Source organism: Paenibacillus segetis, assembly GCF_014639155.1.
Classification (GTDB): domain Bacteria; phylum Bacillota; class Bacilli; order Paenibacillales; family Paenibacillaceae; genus Fontibacillus; species Fontibacillus segetis.
On sequence record NZ_BMFT01000009.1, the window covers coordinates 43,201 to 62,089 of the forward strand.

Consider the following 18,889-nt stretch of genomic DNA (forward strand, 5'->3'; position numbering starts at 1 on the left):
AATGACACACAATCCATTGGAACAAATGAATCAGAAGGTGAAAGAAGCGATTATATCTGCAATAACGGCAGCAGGGCTGGCAGAGCTTGAAGAAATTCCAGCTATCGCTATGGAAGTCCCGAAAGAAAAGGCTCATGGTGACCTGGCAACCAATGCAGCGATGCAGTTAACCCGAATCGCTAAGAAAAATCCACGGCAAATTGCCGAAGAAATTGTAAGTCATCTCGATTATGAGAAGGCAGGTATTGAAAAAGCGGAAATCGCCGGACCTGGATTTATTAACTTTACGGTGAGTAAAAGTTACTTGTATCCAGTAATTGAGCAAGTCTACGCTCAAGGTAAAGATTATGGACGTATAGACGATGGCCAAGGGAACAAAATCCAAGTTGAATTTGTCAGTGCAAATCCAACAGGTAGTCTACATTTAGGACATGCTCGTGGTGCAGCGGTTGGAGACGCGCTCTGTAACGTATTGGACTTTGCAGGTTATGAAGTTACTCGTGAATATTACATTAATGATGCCGGTAACCAAGTGGTTAACTTGTGTAAGTCGATTGAGGCACGGTACTTACAGGAGCTTGGGCAAGACGTTGAAATGCCAGAAGACGGTTATCATGGTGAAGATATTAAAGGCTTTGCCAAAGAACTCGTTCAAGAGCAAGGTGAAGGTTTGCTATCTTTGACTCCTGAGGAGCGGGAAGCATTTCTTCGTAAATTTGGACTAGAGAAGGAACTTGCGAAGATTAAACGGGACTTGGGACGTTTCCGGGTTGGATTTGATGTTTGGTTCAGCGAGACTTCCCTGTATGAGAATGGACAAGTAGAGTCTTCACTTGAGGAATTGCGTGGAAAAGGCCAGACTTTTGAGTTAGATGGAGCTACTTGGTTACGGACGACGGATTACGGCGATGACAAAGATCGTGTACTCGTTAAGAATGATGGTACCTATACGTATCTAACTCCAGATATCGCTTATCACCGCAATAAATACGACCGTGGATTTGACCGTATGATCAATATCTGGGGTGCCGATCACCATGGTTATATCCCACGTGTTAAAGCAGCTATGGAGGCAATTGGTAATGATCCAGCTAAACTGACGGTGCTTATTGCTCAAATGGTCAGTCTTTTCCAAGATGGAGAAAAGGTTAAAATGTCCAAACGGACAGGTAAAGCCGTTACAATGGTCGATTTGATGGATGAAGTTGGCGTCGACGCGATTCGCTATTTCTTTACCATGCGTAGTATGGATTCGCATCTTGATTTCGATATGGATTTGGCTATTTCAACATCGAATGAGAATCCTGTCTTCTACGTGCAATATGCATATGCGCGGATTTGTAGCATTTATCGTCAAGCTGAGGAACAGGGTATTGAGATTCCTACGTTGGAGTCCATTAACTTAAGCAAACTGACGGCAGAACATGAATTTGATTTGCTTCGTAAAATCGGCGAACTGCCGGAGGAAATTAGATTGGCAGCGGAGAATTTTGCTCCACATCGTCTCGTCCGTTATGTGTACGAGCTGGCTTCATTGTTCCACAGTTATTACAAAGCGGAGCGTGTAATCACTGAAGATGCTGAACAGACTGTTGCGCGCTTCGCGTTGCTAGGGGCTGTGCGTACTACTCTTGCTAATGTGCTTACATTAATTGGCGTGTCCGCGCCAGAACGGATGTAACATCCAAGCTTCTACCTATAAAATTTAAATCAACCGCCCTCCCCTTGATCAAGGGAAGGGCGGTTTTTACCTCATCATTTATCGTTTAGGTTTGCCACGTAACAAGCGTGCTGCATTAGCTTCTCCTGTACCCGGTTTTGCCCTGCTGTTGGCAGGTAAGGGTCGTGCGGTGCGACGAAGCCGTCGTTTGATTTGGTCTGGTGTAAGTTCAGGTTTGAGCGCCAAGAGCAGAGCTATAGCTCCGCTAACATGCGACGTCGCCATAGATGTGCCGTTCATTTCGCGGTGTCCGCCGCCAAGCCAAGAGGAGTATATTTTCTCTCCAGGAGCGTAAATATCAATATAAGGACCCCGGTTACTGAATGGAGCAACACGGCCGTCTTTGCCAGTCGCACCAACAGAAATGGTCTGAGGATATCTTGCAGGATAATCTATGGCTCGGTTTTTCTTATCATTACCTGAGGAAGCAACGACAACGATATTCGCTTCATGTGCTTTATGAATAATGTTTTGTAGTGACACGCTTTTGGTCCGCATGCCAAAGCTCATATTGACGATGTTCATATGGTTTCTGACACACCAGTCGATACCAAGGATAATATCTGAGACGTAGGCAGAGCCATTGTGGTCAAACGCTTTGACGGGAAAAATCAATGAGCGTGGAGCCACGCCAATAATACCCTGCGATCCTCCTGAGGCAGCAATAGTGCCAGCGATATGAGTACCATGTCCGTTATCATCATGGGGTAGGGTGAAGCGGTTTAGAAGATTGATACCACGTGCCAGTGAGCTCCTAAGATCGGGGTGGCCATAGTCTGCTCCTGTATCAATAACACCGATTCGAATTTGCTGTCCGGTCGAGAGTGGCCAAACATCGGGTGCTTCAATTCGTTTGACGCCCCAGGGAATGTCAGGGCTTCGATCTTTGCTAGGAGAGGAGGGGGCGTGGACACTAATGATAGAATCTTCCTCAACGAAGAGCCCAAATCGATTGTGAGTTACCCTATCGGGCAAACCGAGTGGGCATAGAAATGCCCGAAGTAGGGAAGATGTACGTACGCGCCTCAGTCCGGGCATCTTTGTTCTGAGTTTGTGTAATTGGCGTAAACATTCGGCATATTGGGCCGGATGGGGGAAACGGATAATCTGCCGTCCGCTTGTTCCGGAGGTATCCATGTGGCCATTCAAATATTGCAGGAATCTGGAGTAGTCCATTGTGGTAGCCCCTCCTGACGAAGTATTGCAGTATATTATGATGATGTTTTAATCGCTGAATGGGGAAGGGGCCCTATTTATAGGAAATAGGCAGTAGGCTCAGGCGGTCCCAAAGATACAATTTCTAAAGTTTAGCTCGGCCCCCCGTGTCAAAGTGTAAATCTGGACATAGGATGGAGGGAGAGCCATTTATGGTTTTCATTAACCTTCAGGGGTTGCTTCGAGCTTCCTTTTGAAGAGGATACAGTCAGGAGACGGTGAACGATATGTTCCCGTCTTTTTCTTTGTGGTCCCCACATACCGGACGGAGACAGGTCACTTTTTTAAAACTTGCAATTTAGTTCCAAATAGGGTTTACTAATGTGTGATATGGATATGTTAGTGAAGATATTAATTACAGAAAATGCTTTAGATTGTAACTTTGTATTCTAATGAACATTGCGTGAGAGGAAGTGTCCGCCAGTGAGTACCTCACTTAATTTGAAAATCGATCCGGATAAAGTAATGGAAATTCCTATGGTTGATTTGGCCTTTATGATTTTAAAAGCAGCAAATACACCGTATTACTATCGTGACCTTATGAAAGAAGTAGCTAAAGTTCGCGGGATGTCGGAAGAGCAATCCGTTGACGCGATCGCACAACTATATACGGAGATCAATATCGATGGCCGTTTTGCTTGTGTTGGCACTAATCTTTGGGGTTTGAAACGTTGGTATCCAATTGAGAAGTCGGAAGATCCAATTGGTAACGCTAAGCGTCCACGGATTATCAATGATGACGATGATGATATTGAAGATGAGGACTTCGCTGAAGAAGAATCCTACACCCCAGATGGCGACGGCTTCGACAAAGTTGACGATGATCATGATGAATTATTCACCGATGAAGATGAAGAAGACGTTGAAGAAGTCGAAGATGATTCCCTGTTGGAAGATGAAGAGTTGGATGAAGAAGATGAAGTCCTCGATGAGGAAGATGATTCGGATTCTGAAGATGAATTAGAAGAAGATGAGGATGATCTTTAAGGTGGAATTACCACCTTTAATTTAGCTCTAAATTTGCCACAGTATGTCCCCTTAATCCCTTCCTTCTTTACTTGACAGAGGCTAAGGTAACGGGTAAACTATTGCATGGGCTTATGATTCAAACCTATAAATATGATTTTTTTATAAAAGTGCCCCGAACCTATTCGGGTGTCACTTTTTTGTTTTTTTATTGCTCATTTAGCTATGTAATCATAGGAAATGGGTTACGCTAAAGATTCTAAGGTCACCTGCAAATCTGGTTTATCGGTAGCTTTTGGACAACGTACTTTTAGGAGGTTTTTTGACTGTGGCAAAATATATTTTCGTAACAGGCGGGGTGGTTTCTTCACTCGGGAAGGGGATTACGGCTGCATCGCTCGGCAGGTTACTTAAGAACAGAGGGTTAAAGGTAACAATTCAAAAATTCGATCCTTACCTCAATGTCGATCCTGGTACGATGAGTCCGTATCAGCATGGGGAAGTATTCGTAACAGATGATGGCGCGGAGACTGACCTTGATTTAGGTCACTACGAAAGATTTATCGACATTAATCTGTCGAAGAACAACAATGTAACGACGGGTAAGATTTATTCCTCCGTCATTAGTAAAGAACGTCGCGGAGAATATCTTGGGGGAACGGTACAAGTTATCCCGCATATTACGAACGAGATTAAAGAACGTGTATATCGTGCCGGACGCGAAGCCGGTTCTGATGTGGTCATCACCGAAATTGGGGGGACCGTCGGAGATATTGAAAGTTTGCCATTCCTTGAAGCCATTCGCCAAATCAAGAGTGACATTGGCCGTGAGAACGTGATGTACATCCATGTTACCCTTATTCCATATATCAAAGCCGCTGGAGAAGTGAAGACAAAACCAACCCAGCATAGCGTGAAGGAACTACGCAGTATTGGTATTCAACCGAACGTTATTGTATGTCGGACCGAGCACGAGCTATCCGATGATATGAAGGCAAAAATTGCATTGTTCTGTGATATCGATGTCAGTGCTGTTGTAGAATGCCGTGATGCGGATACGCTATATGAAATACCGCTTAATTTGCGGGATGAAGGTCTCGATGAGATCGCTGTTAACCACCTGAAATTAACTACCCCTCTACCGGACATGAGTGAGTGGGAGAGTCTTGTAGATCGTGTTAAAAAGCTGGAGAAAACCGTGGAAATTGCTATCGTTGGTAAATACGTAGCACTACATGATGCATATCTCAGCGTAGTTGAATCGTTATCTCATGCTGGTTTTGACGCGAATGCTGACGTGAAGATTCGTTGGGTAAATGCGGAAGATGTTAATGACAACAATGTAGCAGAATTGTTAGAAGGTATCGGTGGAATTCTGGTGCCAGGCGGATTTGGTGATCGTGGGATTGAAGGCAAAATCTCTACCATTCGTTATGCGCGTGAGAACAACATTCCATTCTTCGGTATTTGTCTTGGTATGCAAGTTGCTGTTATTGAGTATGCTCGTTCTTTAGCTGGACTACAGGGTGCGAATAGTTCGGAAATTAACCCTTCAACAGAATATCCTGTTATTGATCTATTGCCAGAGCAGAAAGACATTGAAGATTTGGGCGGAACGATGCGTCTAGGTCTGTATCCATGTAAGCTTACTCCAGGTTCGCTTGCGATGCAGTGCTACAACGATGAGCTTGTATATGAGAGACATCGTCACCGGTATGAGTTTAATAATACGTATCGTGAAGCAATTGAAGAAGCAGGTCTTCAGATTTCTGGTACTTCACCAGATGGACGACTTGTTGAAATCGTTGAACTTCCGGGTCACCCTTGGTTCCTGGCAGTGCAGTTCCATCCGGAATTCACTTCCCGTCCGAACCGTCCACAGCCTCTTTTCCGTGAATTCGTGAAAGCTGCGATCACACATTTGTCCTAAGTGCATTTTTGAAATGCAAGATTTTTTGAAACTGAGAAACAGTGAACCTACTATATAATTCCAAAACATAATCCAGTATCTTTTTCCAAATAAGAAGGTATTTGCTAATTTGAGGCGAATTGTTATGTTTGGGATGTAAAAGGGGTTGTAGGAGGGTTCTCGGTGGAAGAAAAGAAGATATTGATTGTCGATGATCAGAATGGGATTCGCATTTTGTTAATGGAAGTATTCAGTAGCGAAGGGTACAAGACATTGCAAGCTCCTAACGGTAAGATAGCTCTTGAGATCGTCCACAGCGAAGCTCCTGATCTGGTGTTGCTGGATATGAAAATTCCAGGGATGGATGGACTTGAGATTCTGAAACACATCAAGGAAGCAAATCCTGAGATAAAAGTCATCATGATGACCGCTTACGGCGAGCTTAATATTATTAAGCAAGCAACTGATTTGGGTGCGCTGATGCATTTTACCAAGCCATTCGATATTGATGAAATGCGCGTGGCGGTTCACGAGCAGTTGAGGGGCGGAGCCCTATAGAGAAGAAGGAACCCAGCATCGGTTAGACGTTGCTAGGGTTCTTTTTTTGCCGTAAATTGGACCATCATTGAGCAGCGTTCATGTTCACAAACATGATTGAAAGCTTGTTTAGTATTTCTGCCCGGTTGTGATATAATAACTAAGTGTGAATGTCGGCTAAAAATAGGATAAAACCAACAATCTTAGGAGGATTGAAATTATGCCATTAGTATCAATGAAAGACATGTTGAACAAAGCGCTTGAAGGCAAATATGCAGTAGGTCAATTTAACATCAATAACCTTGAGTGGACACAAGCTATTCTTGCTGCCGCTGAAGCAGAAAAATCACCAGTTATCCTTGGTGTATCTGAAGGCGCTGCACGTTATATGAGTGGCTTTACTACAATTGTTAAAATGGTAGAAGGTCTTATTCACGACATGAAGATCACTGTTCCTGTCGCTATCCATCTTGACCATGGTTCCAGCTTCGAGAAATGTAAAGAAGCTATCGATGCAGGATTTACATCTGTCATGATCGATGGTTCCCATCACCCAATCGAAGAAAACGTTGAAATGACTAAGAAAGTCGTTGAATATGCACATGCAAAAGGCGTTTCTGTAGAAGCTGAAGTTGGTACAGTAGGCGGACAAGAAGACGACACTGTAGGCGGAATTATGTACGCTAAGCTAGAAGACTGCATCAAAATTACAGAAGCTGGTATCGACACTCTAGCTCCTGCGCTTGGTTCCGTACACGGACCTTACCATGGTGAGCCTAACCTTGGATTCAAAGAAATGGAAGAAATCTGCAACGCGATCAAACTTCCATTGGTACTTCACGGTGGTACTGGTATTCCTGAGCATGACATCAAGAAATCCATCTCCTTGGGTACTTCCAAGATTAACGTAAACACTGAGAACCAAATCGTATTCACGAAAGTAGTTCGTGAAGTGCTTGCGGCAAAACCAAATGACTACGATCCACGTACATTTATCAAACCAGGTCGTGAAGCGATCCAAGAAACTGTTGCTGGTAAAATCCGCGAGTTTGGATCCAACAACAAAGCCTAATTAATTTTGAAATCTGTCGCCTGCTGTTTAGGTTAGGTTGTCAGGCAAGACAGTCGAATAGTAATATATGGAAAGCACACCGCTAGCCGGTGTCTTTCCATTTTCTTTACCAAAAATGGGGATTAACATGTCGTTTACCGACTGCAAAATACGTAGGGGGACCCTTTAGCTTATGGAGAAATTAATGATCAGCGGTGGACGTCCGCTGCACGGTACAGTATCGATCAGCGGTGCCAAGAACAGTGCAATTGCATTGATCCCGGCTGCGATCTTAGCAGAATCTGAAGTGGTACTTGATAACCTACCGCTTTTAAGTGATGTTGCGGTTTATGCGGAGATCTTGGAGGAATTAGGAGCTCACGTATTTTGGGAAGGTAGTTATATGAGAATCGACCCTTCCGATATTAAGTCTATTCCGATGGCGAATGGCCCTGTAAAGAAGCTGCGTGCTTCATATTACATGATGGGCGCTATGTTAGGACGATTTAAAGAGGCGACTATTGGGTTGCCAGGAGGTTGTAATTTTGAACCTCGTCCGATTGATCAGCATATTAAAGGATTTGAAGCGCTTGGAGCTACCGTGACGAATGAACATGGAGCTATTCATTTGCATGCCAAAGAGTTGCGCGGCGCTAAAATTTATATGGATGTTAGTAGCGTTGGAGCAACGATTAATATTATGTTGGCTGCCACTCGGGCCAAAGGCTCAACAATTATCGAAAATGCGGCTAAAGAGCCTGAGATTATAGATGTAGCAACACTATTGAACTCTATGGGAGCAATTATTAAAGGTGCCGGAACGGAAACGATTCGTATCGAAGGTGTATCCGAGCTTAAAGGCTGTCGCCACTCTATCATCCCTGACCGAATTCAGGCTGGGACGTATATGATCGCAGCCGCAGCAACCCGCGGAAATGTATTGATTGATGGCGTTATTCCGAAGCATTTGGAGGCGCTAACCGCTAAGTTAATTGAAATGGGTGTTACTGTAGAAGAGTTGGATGAATCCATTCGTGTGATAGGTGCTCCGAAATACGAGCACGTAGATGTGAAGGCATTGATTTACCCTGGCTTCCCAACAGATATACAATCACCGATGACGAGCCTACTAACTCAAGCTGAGGGCGTAAGCGTATTGAGTGATTTTGTATATAGTAATCGTTTCAAGCATGTACCTGAGCTCGTGCGTATGGGCGCTAAAATTCGAGTCGAAGGGCGTTCTGCTATTATTGAAGGTGGGAAGTTAAATGCAGCTAAAGTTAAAGCGGCTGATCTTCGCGCGGGAGCTGCACTGGTCATTGCAGGATTAACTGTCGATGAAGGTATTACTGAAGTTTCTGGGGTAGAATTGATTGACCGTGGATACGACAATCTTGTCGCTAATTTGCGTTCTTTGGGTGCAGATGTGTGGCGTCAAGAGGAGTAGCCCTCTAGCAATTGTAATGTTTTACCTCTTAATTGGATATGCTAGATAGAATGAATTAAAGAAAATACTCCAGTTTATATGAAAAAATTGAATAGGTGGTTTTTACATGGATCTGCAAATAGCCGATTTGGAAGGGATGAAGTTGACCGAGCTATATAAGCTTGCGAAACAGTATCAAATTCCATATTACGGTCAGTTGAAAAAGAAAGAATTGATTTTTGCTATTTTAAGAGCTCAAGCAGAACAAAGTGGACTTATGTTCATGGAAGGCGTACTCGAAATTTTACCTGAAGGTTATGGATTTTTAAGGCCGATCAATTATTTGCCGAGTGCTGAGGATATTTATATTTCCGCTTCGCAAATACGTAAGTTTGATCTCAGGACGGGCGATCTGGTCTCTGGAAAATGTAGAACGCCAAAAGAGAACGAACGATATTTCGGCCTTCTCCAGGTGAATGCGGTCAATGGGGAGAATCCAGCAGTAGCCGCTGAACGCTTACACTTTCCAGCATTAACTCCCCTTTATCCGCAGACTAAGCTCGTGCTTGAAACATCCCCTAATCATTTATCTACCCGCATTATGGATGTGCTCGCCCCAGTCGGACTCGGACAGCGCGGCTTGATCGTGGCTCCGCCAAAGGCAGGGAAGACGCTGCTTCTGAAAGAAATTGCCAACAGTATTTCTACCAATCATCCCGATATCGAATTATTCGTATTATTAATCGATGAACGTCCTGAGGAAGTTACAGATATGCAACGTTCGGTTAAAGGCGAGGTCATTGCATCTACATTTGATGAACTTCCAGAGAATCATATCAAAGTGGCAGAGCTTGTCCTACAGCGTGCTATTCGCTTAGTGGAGCATAAGAAGGACGTTGTTATTTTGCTCGATAGTATTACTCGTCTTGCTCGCGCTTATAACCTTGTCGTTCCACCTTCTGGACGGACGCTCAGCGGAGGGATTGATCCGGCAGCATTCCATCGTCCGAAGCGTTTCTTTGGCTCGGCTCGTAACGTAGAAGAGGGCGGAAGTCTGACGATTCTGGCGACTGCGCTCGTAGATACCGGCTCGCGTATGGATGATATCATCTATGAAGAATTCAAGGGTACAGGTAATATGGAGCTACACTTAGATCGCAAACTTGCAGAACGTCGTATTTTTCCAGCTATCGATATTCGCCGTTCCGGAACTCGCCGTGAAGAAGTGTTGTTAAATAAGGAAGAATTGGATACCATCTGGTCAATTCGTAAGAATATGAACGATTCTTATGATTTTGTGGAAGGCTTTTTGAAGAAGCTACGTAATAGCAAGACGAACGCCGAGTTTTTGGCCTCATTTGATGCAGCTGGAAGTGCACCTTCCGGTAGTAGTAGCGGTGCGCGTCGATCGGTACGTACAGCGACATCGCCTGGAACCACTGGATCTGGGTCATAGGTTACAACAATCGGCTTGATAACCCTGGGTACAGGATAGATGAAGGGAAAGCGAAGAGGAGAACAACATGTATTTAGTATATGCAGATGAACGAGGACAAGTGTTCGATCATCCCACGCTATATGGGTTAGCTCGTAGCGCAGATATGATCGTTGAAATAATGGAAGACGAACTGATTCCACTTCCAGATGGCGCAACTTTGGTTGGATTGCCAAGTACCCGTCCGATTGGGATGGATCCTGAGACGGGCGAAATGATGGCGCTCCCTGGTGAAGTGCAAGCGGTTGGAGCTCTGCTTCCGCAGGGATTTACCAGACTGTGCCTGCCTGGATATGTAAAAAGAGACAAGGAGTATAAGTTACCGCTCTTTGGTTATTCGGCTGTGGTATGGAAAGACGGTCAATTCTATGTGACAGCTCGGCTGTCGGATGATCCTGAGAAGTGGAATCCACTGAATTGTGATCCATTAGAATTGAAGAACCAGGTTAAGAACCTGAGATCCCGTTATCCGGAGAATCGATTGTATGAGCATTTATCTAATTGTGCATTAGGGTATGAATGCCTAACCGCTTCGAATACATTCCTGAATCGCTGGGAAGGTGCCGTGCCGGTCTCCTATTCCTGTAATGCAGGCTGCTTCGGATGTATTTCGGAGCAACCGGATGATAGTGGATTTGTAGCACCGCAGACTCGGATGAATTTCCGCCCCCGGGTGGATGAATTGGTCGAGATTATGCTTGAGCATCTGAAGACGCCGGAATCGATTATTAGTTTCGGACAAGGATGTGAAGGAGAACCATCGACTCAGGCCAAAATCATTATCGAAGCGATCCGCGAAGTGCGTAAAGTGACAGATATGGGGTACATTAATATTAATACGAACGCAGGGCTAAGTGATCATATTCGGGGTATCGTTGATGCCGGACTTGATCTGATGCGTGTTAGTACGATTAGTGCTTTAGATGATCACTATAATGCTTATTACAAACCGCGTGGATATACATTAGCTAACGTAGAGAAATCGCTTCGTTATGCATCCGAACAAGGTGTGTACACATCGATCAATTACTTAATCTTCCCGGGGGTTACGGACCGTGAAGAAGAAGTGGAAGCGATGATCGAATTCGTTAGAAGAAGTAAACTTCGCCTAATTCAATTGCGTAACCTGAACATTGACCCAGAGAGCTACTTGGAGCTGATTCCAAAGGCGAAGGGTGAGGTTCTGGGGATGAAGCAGGCCATTGAAATATTCCAAGAGGAATTACCTGATGTAGTTATTGGCTCTTATACGCATGTTCCTCCAGCGGAGCTACAGCGAGTGAAAAAGCGTATTTAAATAAAAACATCCAATTGCGTGACAACATTTGTCGTGATATAATCATGGATGTGTCATTATAACTCTGTGCACGCATGAGGTACAGGGCGGAAAGAGGTGAAAGCAATGAATGAAGCAATTCAACCCAAATATAATTTGACTACAGTAACTTGTGCTTGCGGTAACACGTTTGAAACAGGTTCCGTGAAGCAAAATCTACGTGTTGAAATTTGCTCCAACTGCCATCCATTCTTCACAGGTAAACAGAAATTCCTGGATGCTGGTGGACGCGTGGACAAATTCAAGAAAAAATACGGCATCTAATAAGACCTGCTGTATCTACAGCATCTCTAATAAATGTCAAATCCCCCGCCTCGATGAGGCCGGGGGATTTTTTGTGTTCGTTTTATGCTATGTGCTATGAAGTTCTTATTTCTTAAATTCAACGCTTTGGCGTATTTCAGTCCATTGATCACTGATGATCAGTCCAAGTCTCCACAAAGCGATTCCTTTGAGGTTATATCGTTTAGCTAGACCGATTAAAGAAGTAACGGAATCGGCATTCTCGCTATATAGGTTAAGTCCGAGCACCAATTTCGTAGGGTCTGTTTCCTTCAATGCGAGTGTAATAGCTTCATTAACTTTATCTATTGGCTCAGGTTGTGGAGTAACGCCATTTGGCTTCTGATAATCATAAGCCATGATGACTAATTCATCTGCAATTTTACTAAGTGCCTTGTAATCGTATCCTTGATAAGAGGAATTAAGCGCATGTAATGCAAGAGATAGCTTCAAGCCATTAGCGCTGGTTTCTTTGGACAAGTCCTTGACGAAGGAAGTAAAGGACTGCCGTGTTATTGTTTTGTCTGTCGTTAGTCCAAGTCCTTCGAAATCGAGCAGAATCCCCTTGAATTTATTACTGGTAGCAGCAGAGATCATATCTGCTATAGCTTGTCGCCGGAGATCAGCATCATTAATAATCTTAGATAATTCCCCGTTTACATCGCCGGAGTAGACCATGAGATAAGGAGTTGTACGTGAATCCGATGCGCTGCTGATTAGAGTGTCAGAGGTGATATCTCCAGCTGGGAGAGGCATTTTATAATCTTTGCCAGTCAGAGTGAACTTACCGTTTTCGTCAATTCGGCTCCAACCAAAGGCCACGGAATCCAAACTTGGGATGGACTGGGCATCCGAGAAGGATGAGATTGCGTAGAAACCGAGTGTATATAAACGCTTCTGTGGAGAAGTAATAGACACTGTACGTGTCGCCTGGTCCCATTTCACATCAGAACCAAATTGCTGACTGAAAAAACTGAGCGGAATCAGCGTATTGCCACCCACCGATTGTGGGGCTACATTGAGATTGACGGTGGACCCATTAACGATGGCTTTTTTGCTACCCAGGGTCAACTGCACACGAGTTGTATTTGCTCCTTCGCCTTGGATCGCAAGAATAGTCTTTGTGGATTGAGTCCAAGTGACTTGAATACCCAGAGCTTCTGATATGGCTCGAAAAGGGACCATGGTAGTTCCTTCTACGATAATTGGCTCCGTAGGGAAAGGAAGTGGGTAGCTATCTAATAGAATACTGACGGGTGACGCTGCTTTCACTTGATTGGTATGTAACCCTGTAAATATCCCAGCGACAAGAACTGTAGTAAGTAGTGCTTTTCCTAAAATTTTCAATAATTTCATCCTTTCTATCAAATTCCATATTATACTATTAATATATCAAACTATGATATAAAATGCATTGGGATGAAAGTTGTGAGTTTAGGAGGATGGGATATGAGTCTTAAAAAAAGTTCTATGATTTCCTTGATTTTGATACTACTGATGGTACCGTTGTTCCCAACACAGCGGGTACATGCCCAGACTAAGCTGTATACCGAGCAATTATTGAAGGTAACGGATAGGGTTTCTAATAGTAAACAAGGAGATATTGCTTATAATGGGCAATTCTATCTATTTTTTGATTATGGGGGCAATCTTTATAAATCATTCGATGGTTTGAAGTGGGAAGCTCAGGAACCTTACTCCATGATCGATGGGGTCCAATATGACGGGGCAAATGGTTTGGTTCGCAAGCTAATTTTTGATGGTGGGCAATTCGTTGTACTTTATAACTTAGGCTTTGCTACCTCCCAGGACGGGAAGATCTGGGAACGACATGTAATTCCTTACACTGCGAAAAAAGAATATGAATTTCAGGATCTTTTGTTCGTTAATGGAACCTATTATTTCCTGGCCCAAGAACGAGATAAGAATGTTAATGGTTTATATTTTCCTGGTCCGAATCATATTCTGATTTCCAGTGATCTGAAGAGTTTTCAAAAAGCTCAGTTTAAGAACTTAGAGGAGAGTCTCGCTGGTGAACGCCCCCTCGATTCCCTGGTAACGAACGGGAAAATTTTTCTGGCGACAGGCAATACTTCTGCTGTATCCAAGGATGGAAAGCTTTGGACAGGTAAAAATGCTAACTTTTTAGGTGGATATAATGGAATTTGGGATGGTAATAGGTTCCTGTATGCCTATCAGAATTCAATATTTTCCACGTTGGATGGAAGTGACACCAAGGAATTATTTTCTTTTAAATCAGCGAATTGGAATCCCAAGACGAAGCAGTACTCCGTTGATGGGTTACAATTGTATTTGAATGTGATCGGGTTCAATGGAAAAGAATATTTAGCAGCGGGTAATCACTATGACTGGGCTATTAAGGAGAGAGCTCAGAAAGAAACGATTTTGATCTATTCAGCCGACGGAAAGAAATGGGAGAAAATAACGATCCCGCAAGGTGGGACCGATTTTACCGGTATAGTACCGACTTCTTTTGGATTTCTACTTATAGGTAATAATCTATGGGCAGTTAGTACACAACCTCTTGTTAAATCAGCAGAGTAGGGAAGTTATAACTCTACTAAATTAGTGTTATTTCTATTATATGGTGTTTTGGGTTGTGACTGCTTTATCACACCTTAAGTGACAACATAGGCTTTGGTTGCAATTTTAATGAGCATGAGATATAATCATTTTTACCGTGCTAGATGGGGAGGTAGCGGTGCCCTGTAACTCGCAATCCGCTATAGCGAGGTTGAATTCCTGTTAGAGGTCTTGTCGATGTGAGGTCCGGTCTTTACGGCAGACGTTGACGGACGGGTCCTCCGCAATGAGTACCTGTGAACCTGGTCAGGTCCGGAAGGAAGCAGCCATAAGCAGTTTTGCTCTTGTGCCGGAGGAGAGCCTGTCTCGAGTTGCGCTGTAAAGGTGCCGCTTGGATCGCAATGATCAATAACAGGTGCACGGCTACATATTTTTACAGATACATCTTTGTCCTAGGACAGAGGTGTTTTTTTGTGTTAAGATGGGGTACTCTTTAAAAGAGATTGTTCTATAACTATGAAAATTACACTTATATAGGAACTCAATTAGAAGTTTTTCTCGGATGGCCGAGTATAGTATAATAAGGTAGCGGCAAATGCCGTGAAGGGAAGAAAGAAGGTGCCGCATATGGAGCATATTGCGTTGTACCGTGCTTGGCGGCCACAGTCGTTCCAAGACATGGTGGGGCAGCAGCATATTATCCGCACGTTGCAAAATGCGATCCGCGAGGGGAAATTGTCTCACGCCTATTTATTCTGTGGGCCAAGGGGGACAGGGAAGACGAGTGCCGCGAAGATTTTGGCCAAGGCTGTAAACTGTGAAAAGGGGCCAGCGTCGGAACCTTGCAATGAGTGTGATTCGTGCCGGAGAATTACTGCGGGTGCTGTCATGGATGTGCTTGAAATTGACGCCGCTTCCAACCGGGGAGTCGAGGAAATCCGCGATCTCCGCGAGAAAGTGAAATATGCCCCAACGGAAGTAAGGCATAAGGTTTATATTATTGATGAAGTTCATATGCTGACGACAGAAGCATTTAATGCACTGCTTAAGACGCTGGAGGAACCACCTCCACATGTCATGTTCATTCTAGCGACAACAGAACCACATCGCTTGCCGGCAACCGTTATTTCTAGGTGTCAGCGTTTTGATTTTCGGCGTGTGTCTCTGGAAGAGCAAAGTGAACGTCTACAACTGATTTGTCAGCAGGAAGGTATTACCGCTGAAGATGAAGCGATTCAGTATATTGCGAGGTTGTCGGATGGTGGAATGCGTGACGCCCTTAGCATATTGGATCAGATAGCTTCATTTACGGACGGACAAGTTTCTTATCAACAAGTGCTGGATATGACGGGAGGGATTCCCTCAAGGCAATTTGCAGAGCTAGCCAAGACATTACTTGAAGGTGATGTTGGCAGCATGTTGCAAATGATCGAAGGCTTCATGCAGGAAGGCAAAAGTGCCGATAAATGTATGGAGAATCTGTTGTATTATTTCCGCGATTTGTTGATGATTAAGATGGTCCCAGCCGCGGATAAGCTAACAGAGCGTGTGCTTGATCCTCAGGATTTCCGGGAGATGGCAGGAGCTTTTACGCGAGGGCAGCTATTTGCGATGATTGATACATTGAATCACTATCAGACAGAAATGAAATATGCTGTACAGCCTCAGATGCTATTTGAAGTAGCACTCTTGAAGCTATGTGGCATTCCGCAGCAAGAGAACGTGGGCAATGAAGTTACCGCTAGTAGTGGGGCCAGTGCCGCATCTACCTCAGAAGTTCAACAGCTTAAACGTCAGTTAGCTGAACTAGAAAAGAAGCTGGAGCGTGCGATGCAGGGTGGTTTGGGCAGTGGTGGAGGCTCAGATGCTCAAGTAGCTCAGTCACATCGTCCTGCTACGCGAAGTGCCTCGCCTAGAATTTCTTCAACGGCTAAGCTTCCTTCGGGGCTTGAGAACTATGTGGCACAGCGGAGTAGCCCGGAGTTTGTAGCAGCTGAGAGCAAGTGGAATGGAATACTACAAGCTGTTAAAGATGAAAAAGTGACCATACATGCTTGGTTCGTCAATGGTGAACCGGTATCTGCGCTTGAAGACTCTGTTCTGGTAGCCTTTAAAAATGACATTCACCGTGAAACAACGGAGAAACCAGCTAACAAACAAGTGATCGAGCAAGTACTAGAACGTCAACTTGGTAGACCATGCCGTTTGGTAACGATGATGCTTAAAGATTGGAATGACGCTATACAAGGTGCGGCAGAACCTCCCAAGGAAAATTTCAAATTGGAACACACCCCTGAGGGTGGGGGCGAAAGCAAAGAACCTTGGATAGATGAGGCGCTCCAGATGTTTGGTGATGATCTAGTTGTCATCAAGGAATAGCAACTATTTTTAATAAGTTACATTTATACTATAATAATGAAATCGAAAAGGAGTTGTGAACAATATGAACAATATGAATCAAATGATGAAGCAAGTAAAGAAAATGCAAGAGCAAATGTTGAAGGCCCAAGAGGAGCTCGGAGACAAAGTAATCGAAGGTAGTTCCGGTGGCGGCGTAGTTACTGTACAAGTAAACGGTCACAAAAAGGTAATTTCCCTAAACATCAAACCTGAAGCCGTTGATCCAGAAGATGTTGAAATGCTACAGGATTTGGTTCTTACAGCCGTTAATGACGCGCTATCCAAAGCTGAAGAACTAGCTAACCAAGATATGGGTAAATTTACAGGCGGAATGAAGATTCCAGGTCTGTTCTAATTCACAACCGAAGGAGACCGCCCATTGTATTATCCAGAACCGATCGCGAAGCTGATCGACGCATTTACCCATTTGCCAGGAATCGGACCGAAGACGGCCGCGAGGTTGGCTTTTCACGTACTGCGCATGAAAGATGATGACGTTATCGATTTCGCTAAAGCCTTGGTCAGTGTGAAGCGTAATCTTCATTACTGTTCCGTTTGCTGCAATATTACCGATTGTGATCCTTGCCGGATTTGTCAGGACAAAACGCGGGATGCATCTGTGATTTGCGTGGTTCAAGACTCCAAGGATCTGGTTGCCATGGAACGGACAAAGGAATTTAACGGTTATTATCACGTGCTGCAGGGGGCGATCTCTCCTATGGAGGGGCTCGGCCCGGACGATATCCGATTGAAAGAATTACTCAATCGTTTGAGCGATGAACGGGTGAAGGAATTGATCATGGCCACCAATCCCAATATTGAGGGAGAGGCAACTGCGATGTATATTTCTCGCCTAGTCAGACCGTTTAATATAAGTGTTACACGGATTGCTCATGGACTGCCTGTCGGTGGTGACTTGGAGTATGCGGATGAAGTAACCCTGTCCAAGGCATTAGAAGGCCGACGCGAATTACATTAAGTTATTAGAATAATGAGGACCTTGACCCGAATGAACGGGCTCAGGTCCTTTATTTTATTTGTGGATACAACAGTATAGATACTTTCTCTAAAAGGCCAGCTAGCTTATTTACCTGTTAGAGCCTCCCCTTTTTGGTTCTAAGTTTGTCCTTTCATCGATACAAATGAAATAACTGGATGGAAGGGAGAGACAGAGAATGGGCAGATGGAGGGATTGGTTTACTAATAAACCAGACAGTTTGCAGGCTGAAAGTGATTTTGAATATAAGAGATATCTATATGAAGAAGTCAACAAAGCAAGAGAAGAGTGGGAACGGGCCTATCAGGCATTTCAAAGAGCGGCGGAGAGTGATGAGGTCGATGTAGCTATTTATACGCTAGAAGCAGCCGAAAGAAGATATCAAATCCAGCTTAAGGCAGCTAAAGCGGCGAATTTGAATTGGGACATCTTCAAACAAGGTTAGTTTTGTGAAGAGGGGGGGGATAGATGATGAAAATAGTACTGATTGGCGTGTTGGCTGTCTCGTTGTTGCTACTTCTGTATATTCTAATATCCAAGAAACTTGGTTTCGCCTGGCTCACTCGTCTAGGGCTGCATGTTGTGCTGGCTGCACTAGGGATATATGTTGTTAATTTCTCAGGATTATTAACAGAAGCTTACATCCCGTTAAACCCAGTGACAATGAGTACAGTGCTTGTTCTGGGGCTGCCAGGGGTAGCTTTATTAATCGGCCTAAAATTAACCATGATATAAAGGTTGACGAAGCTTTGCATTCTGTGGTACATTATAAATCGCTTCTTCAGTGGGCAAGCAAAATAAAGTCAACTTAAAAAAAGATTTTAAAAAAATGCTTGACTAAAGAAGACAGCATGTGATATATTATAAAAGTCGCCGCTGAAACACAGCGTAGACAAAAATGAATGGTTTGATCTTTGAAAACTGAACAACGAGTGAGTGAAATTCACGAAAGTGAAATTCAAAAAATAGAGAATTATATTCTCGTCAGTTTCAAAATGAGCACAATCATCT

At 44.0% G+C, this 18,889-nt stretch carries 17 protein-coding genes and 1 other RNA gene; 16 read left to right on the plus strand and 2 right to left on the minus strand.

All coding sequences use genetic code 11. From position 1 onward, the window contains the following. The first annotated feature begins 1 nt into the window (after position 1). Positions 2 to 1,681: an arginine--tRNA ligase gene (gene argS, locus IEW05_RS25345; RefSeq protein ID WP_188542649.1), complete on the plus strand. Its 1,680-nt coding sequence runs from the start codon at positions 2 to 4 to the stop codon at positions 1,679 to 1,681. Between the two features lie 78 nt (positions 1,682 to 1,759). Here the strand turns inward: argS and IEW05_RS25350 are convergent, their stop codons facing one another. After that, positions 1,760 to 2,896 carry a S8 family peptidase gene (locus IEW05_RS25350; protein WP_188542650.1) on the minus strand — a complete coding sequence of 379 codons (1,137 nt, stop codon included), beginning with the start codon at positions 2,894 to 2,896 and terminating at the stop codon, positions 1,760 to 1,762. A gap of 462 nt (positions 2,897 to 3,358) precedes the next feature. On the opposite strand from IEW05_RS25350, the gene rpoE reads away from it, so the two are divergent. The 8 genes from rpoE (at position 3,359) to rpmE (ending at position 11,919) form a co-directional block, all read left to right on the plus strand. After that, positions 3,359 to 3,922 carry a DNA-directed RNA polymerase subunit delta gene (gene rpoE / locus IEW05_RS25355; protein ID WP_188542651.1) on the plus strand — a complete coding sequence of 188 codons (564 nt, stop codon included), beginning with the start codon at positions 3,359 to 3,361 and terminating at the stop codon, positions 3,920 to 3,922. A 307-nt stretch (positions 3,923 to 4,229) separates the two neighbouring features. Continuing rightward, positions 4,230 to 5,831, plus strand: coding sequence for a CTP synthase (gene pyrG, locus IEW05_RS25360; protein WP_188542652.1), 1,602 nt, complete (start codon positions 4,230 to 4,232; stop codon positions 5,829 to 5,831). A gap of 162 nt (positions 5,832 to 5,993) precedes the next feature. After that, positions 5,994 to 6,368, plus strand: a complete 375-nt coding sequence (locus tag IEW05_RS25365) for a response regulator (RefSeq protein ID WP_188542653.1) — start codon at positions 5,994 to 5,996, stop codon at positions 6,366 to 6,368. A gap of 199 nt (positions 6,369 to 6,567) precedes the next feature. Then, complete coding sequence (fba, locus tag IEW05_RS25370; RefSeq protein WP_188542654.1) at positions 6,568 to 7,419, plus strand: class II fructose-1,6-bisphosphate aldolase; 852 nt, start codon at positions 6,568 to 6,570, stop codon at positions 7,417 to 7,419. Positions 7,420 to 7,591: 172 nt separating this feature from the next. Continuing rightward, positions 7,592 to 8,845 (plus strand): UDP-N-acetylglucosamine 1-carboxyvinyltransferase, encoded by a 1,254-nt coding sequence (gene murA, locus IEW05_RS25375; RefSeq protein WP_188542655.1) that lies wholly within the window; start codon positions 7,592 to 7,594, stop codon positions 8,843 to 8,845. A 106-nt stretch (positions 8,846 to 8,951) separates the two neighbouring features. After that, positions 8,952 to 10,280 carry a transcription termination factor Rho gene (gene rho / locus IEW05_RS25380; protein ID WP_188542656.1) on the plus strand — a complete coding sequence of 443 codons (1,329 nt, stop codon included), beginning with the start codon at positions 8,952 to 8,954 and terminating at the stop codon, positions 10,278 to 10,280. A 67-nt stretch (positions 10,281 to 10,347) separates the two neighbouring features. After that, positions 10,348 to 11,616, plus strand: a complete 1,269-nt coding sequence (locus IEW05_RS25385; protein ID WP_188542657.1) for a radical SAM family protein — start codon at positions 10,348 to 10,350, stop codon at positions 11,614 to 11,616. Positions 11,617 to 11,721: 105 nt separating this feature from the next. Further along, complete coding sequence (gene rpmE / locus IEW05_RS25390; protein WP_127194615.1) at positions 11,722 to 11,919, plus strand: 50S ribosomal protein L31; 198 nt, start codon at positions 11,722 to 11,724, stop codon at positions 11,917 to 11,919. A 105-nt stretch (positions 11,920 to 12,024) separates the two neighbouring features. Here rpmE and IEW05_RS25395 read toward each other — a convergent pair whose 3' ends face one another. Beyond that, positions 12,025 to 13,284 carry a stalk domain-containing protein gene (locus tag IEW05_RS25395; RefSeq protein WP_188542658.1) on the minus strand — a complete coding sequence of 420 codons (1,260 nt, stop codon included), beginning with the start codon at positions 13,282 to 13,284 and terminating at the stop codon, positions 12,025 to 12,027. 102 nt (positions 13,285 to 13,386) lie between these two features. Here IEW05_RS25395 and IEW05_RS25400 point away from each other — a divergent pair, with 102 nt between their 5' ends. From IEW05_RS25400 to IEW05_RS25430, 7 genes are all read left to right on the plus strand, one after another. Continuing rightward, a complete protein-coding gene (locus tag IEW05_RS25400; protein ID WP_188542659.1) occupies positions 13,387 to 14,502 on the plus strand; it encodes a hypothetical protein in 1,116 nt (371 codons plus the stop codon). Positions 14,503 to 14,636: 134 nt separating this feature from the next. Then, an RNA gene (ffs, locus tag IEW05_RS25405) (signal recognition particle sRNA large type) lies at positions 14,637 to 14,904 on the plus strand. A gap of 204 nt (positions 14,905 to 15,108) precedes the next feature. Continuing rightward, the gene (gene dnaX / locus IEW05_RS25410; RefSeq protein ID WP_188542660.1) at positions 15,109 to 16,860 is read left to right on the plus strand and encodes a DNA polymerase III subunit gamma/tau; all 1,752 of its coding nucleotides are present in this window, start codon (positions 15,109 to 15,111) and stop codon (positions 16,858 to 16,860) included. A 64-nt stretch (positions 16,861 to 16,924) separates the two neighbouring features. Beyond that, entirely contained in the window at positions 16,925 to 17,236 is a 312-nt protein-coding gene (locus IEW05_RS25415) for a YbaB/EbfC family nucleoid-associated protein (RefSeq protein WP_188542661.1), read from the plus strand. A 24-nt stretch (positions 17,237 to 17,260) separates the two neighbouring features. Beyond that, positions 17,261 to 17,860: a recombination mediator RecR gene (recR, locus tag IEW05_RS25420; RefSeq protein WP_188542662.1), complete on the plus strand. Its 600-nt coding sequence runs from the start codon at positions 17,261 to 17,263 to the stop codon at positions 17,858 to 17,860. 196 nt (positions 17,861 to 18,056) lie between these two features. Further along, positions 18,057 to 18,323 (plus strand): DUF2508 family protein, encoded by a 267-nt coding sequence (locus tag IEW05_RS25425; RefSeq protein WP_188542663.1) that lies wholly within the window; start codon positions 18,057 to 18,059, stop codon positions 18,321 to 18,323. Positions 18,324 to 18,349: 26 nt separating this feature from the next. Beyond that, complete coding sequence (locus IEW05_RS25430; protein WP_188542667.1) at positions 18,350 to 18,613, plus strand: pro-sigmaK processing inhibitor BofA family protein; 264 nt, start codon at positions 18,350 to 18,352, stop codon at positions 18,611 to 18,613. The last annotated feature ends 276 nt before the right edge of the window (positions 18,614 to 18,889 follow it).

What these genes read in the sequence shown, in the direction of transcription:
- argS (WP_188542649.1), top strand. Translation starts at nt 2, where the DNA reads ATGACACACAATCCATTGGAACAAATGAATCAGAAGGTGAAAGAAGCG.
- IEW05_RS25350 (WP_188542650.1), bottom strand. Translation starts at nt 2,896, where the DNA reads ATGGACTACTCCAGATTCCTGCAATATTTGAATGGCCACATGGATACC.
- rho (WP_188542656.1), top strand. Translation starts at nt 8,952, where the DNA reads ATGGATCTGCAAATAGCCGATTTGGAAGGGATGAAGTTGACCGAGCTA.
- IEW05_RS25385 (WP_188542657.1), top strand. Translation starts at nt 10,348, where the DNA reads ATGTATTTAGTATATGCAGATGAACGAGGACAAGTGTTCGATCATCCC.
- murA (WP_188542655.1), top strand. Translation starts at nt 7,592, where the DNA reads ATGGAGAAATTAATGATCAGCGGTGGACGTCCGCTGCACGGTACAGTA.
- IEW05_RS25415 (WP_188542661.1), top strand. Translation starts at nt 16,925, where the DNA reads ATGAACAATATGAATCAAATGATGAAGCAAGTAAAGAAAATGCAAGAG.
- IEW05_RS25400 (WP_188542659.1), top strand. Translation starts at nt 13,387, where the DNA reads ATGAGTCTTAAAAAAAGTTCTATGATTTCCTTGATTTTGATACTACTG.
- rpmE (WP_127194615.1), top strand. Translation starts at nt 11,722, where the DNA reads ATGAATGAAGCAATTCAACCCAAATATAATTTGACTACAGTAACTTGT.
- fba (WP_188542654.1), top strand. Translation starts at nt 6,568, where the DNA reads ATGCCATTAGTATCAATGAAAGACATGTTGAACAAAGCGCTTGAAGGC.
- IEW05_RS25425 (WP_188542663.1), top strand. Translation starts at nt 18,057, where the DNA reads ATGGGCAGATGGAGGGATTGGTTTACTAATAAACCAGACAGTTTGCAG.
- IEW05_RS25430 (WP_188542667.1), top strand. Translation starts at nt 18,350, where the DNA reads ATGAAAATAGTACTGATTGGCGTGTTGGCTGTCTCGTTGTTGCTACTT.
- dnaX (WP_188542660.1), top strand. Translation starts at nt 15,109, where the DNA reads ATGGAGCATATTGCGTTGTACCGTGCTTGGCGGCCACAGTCGTTCCAA.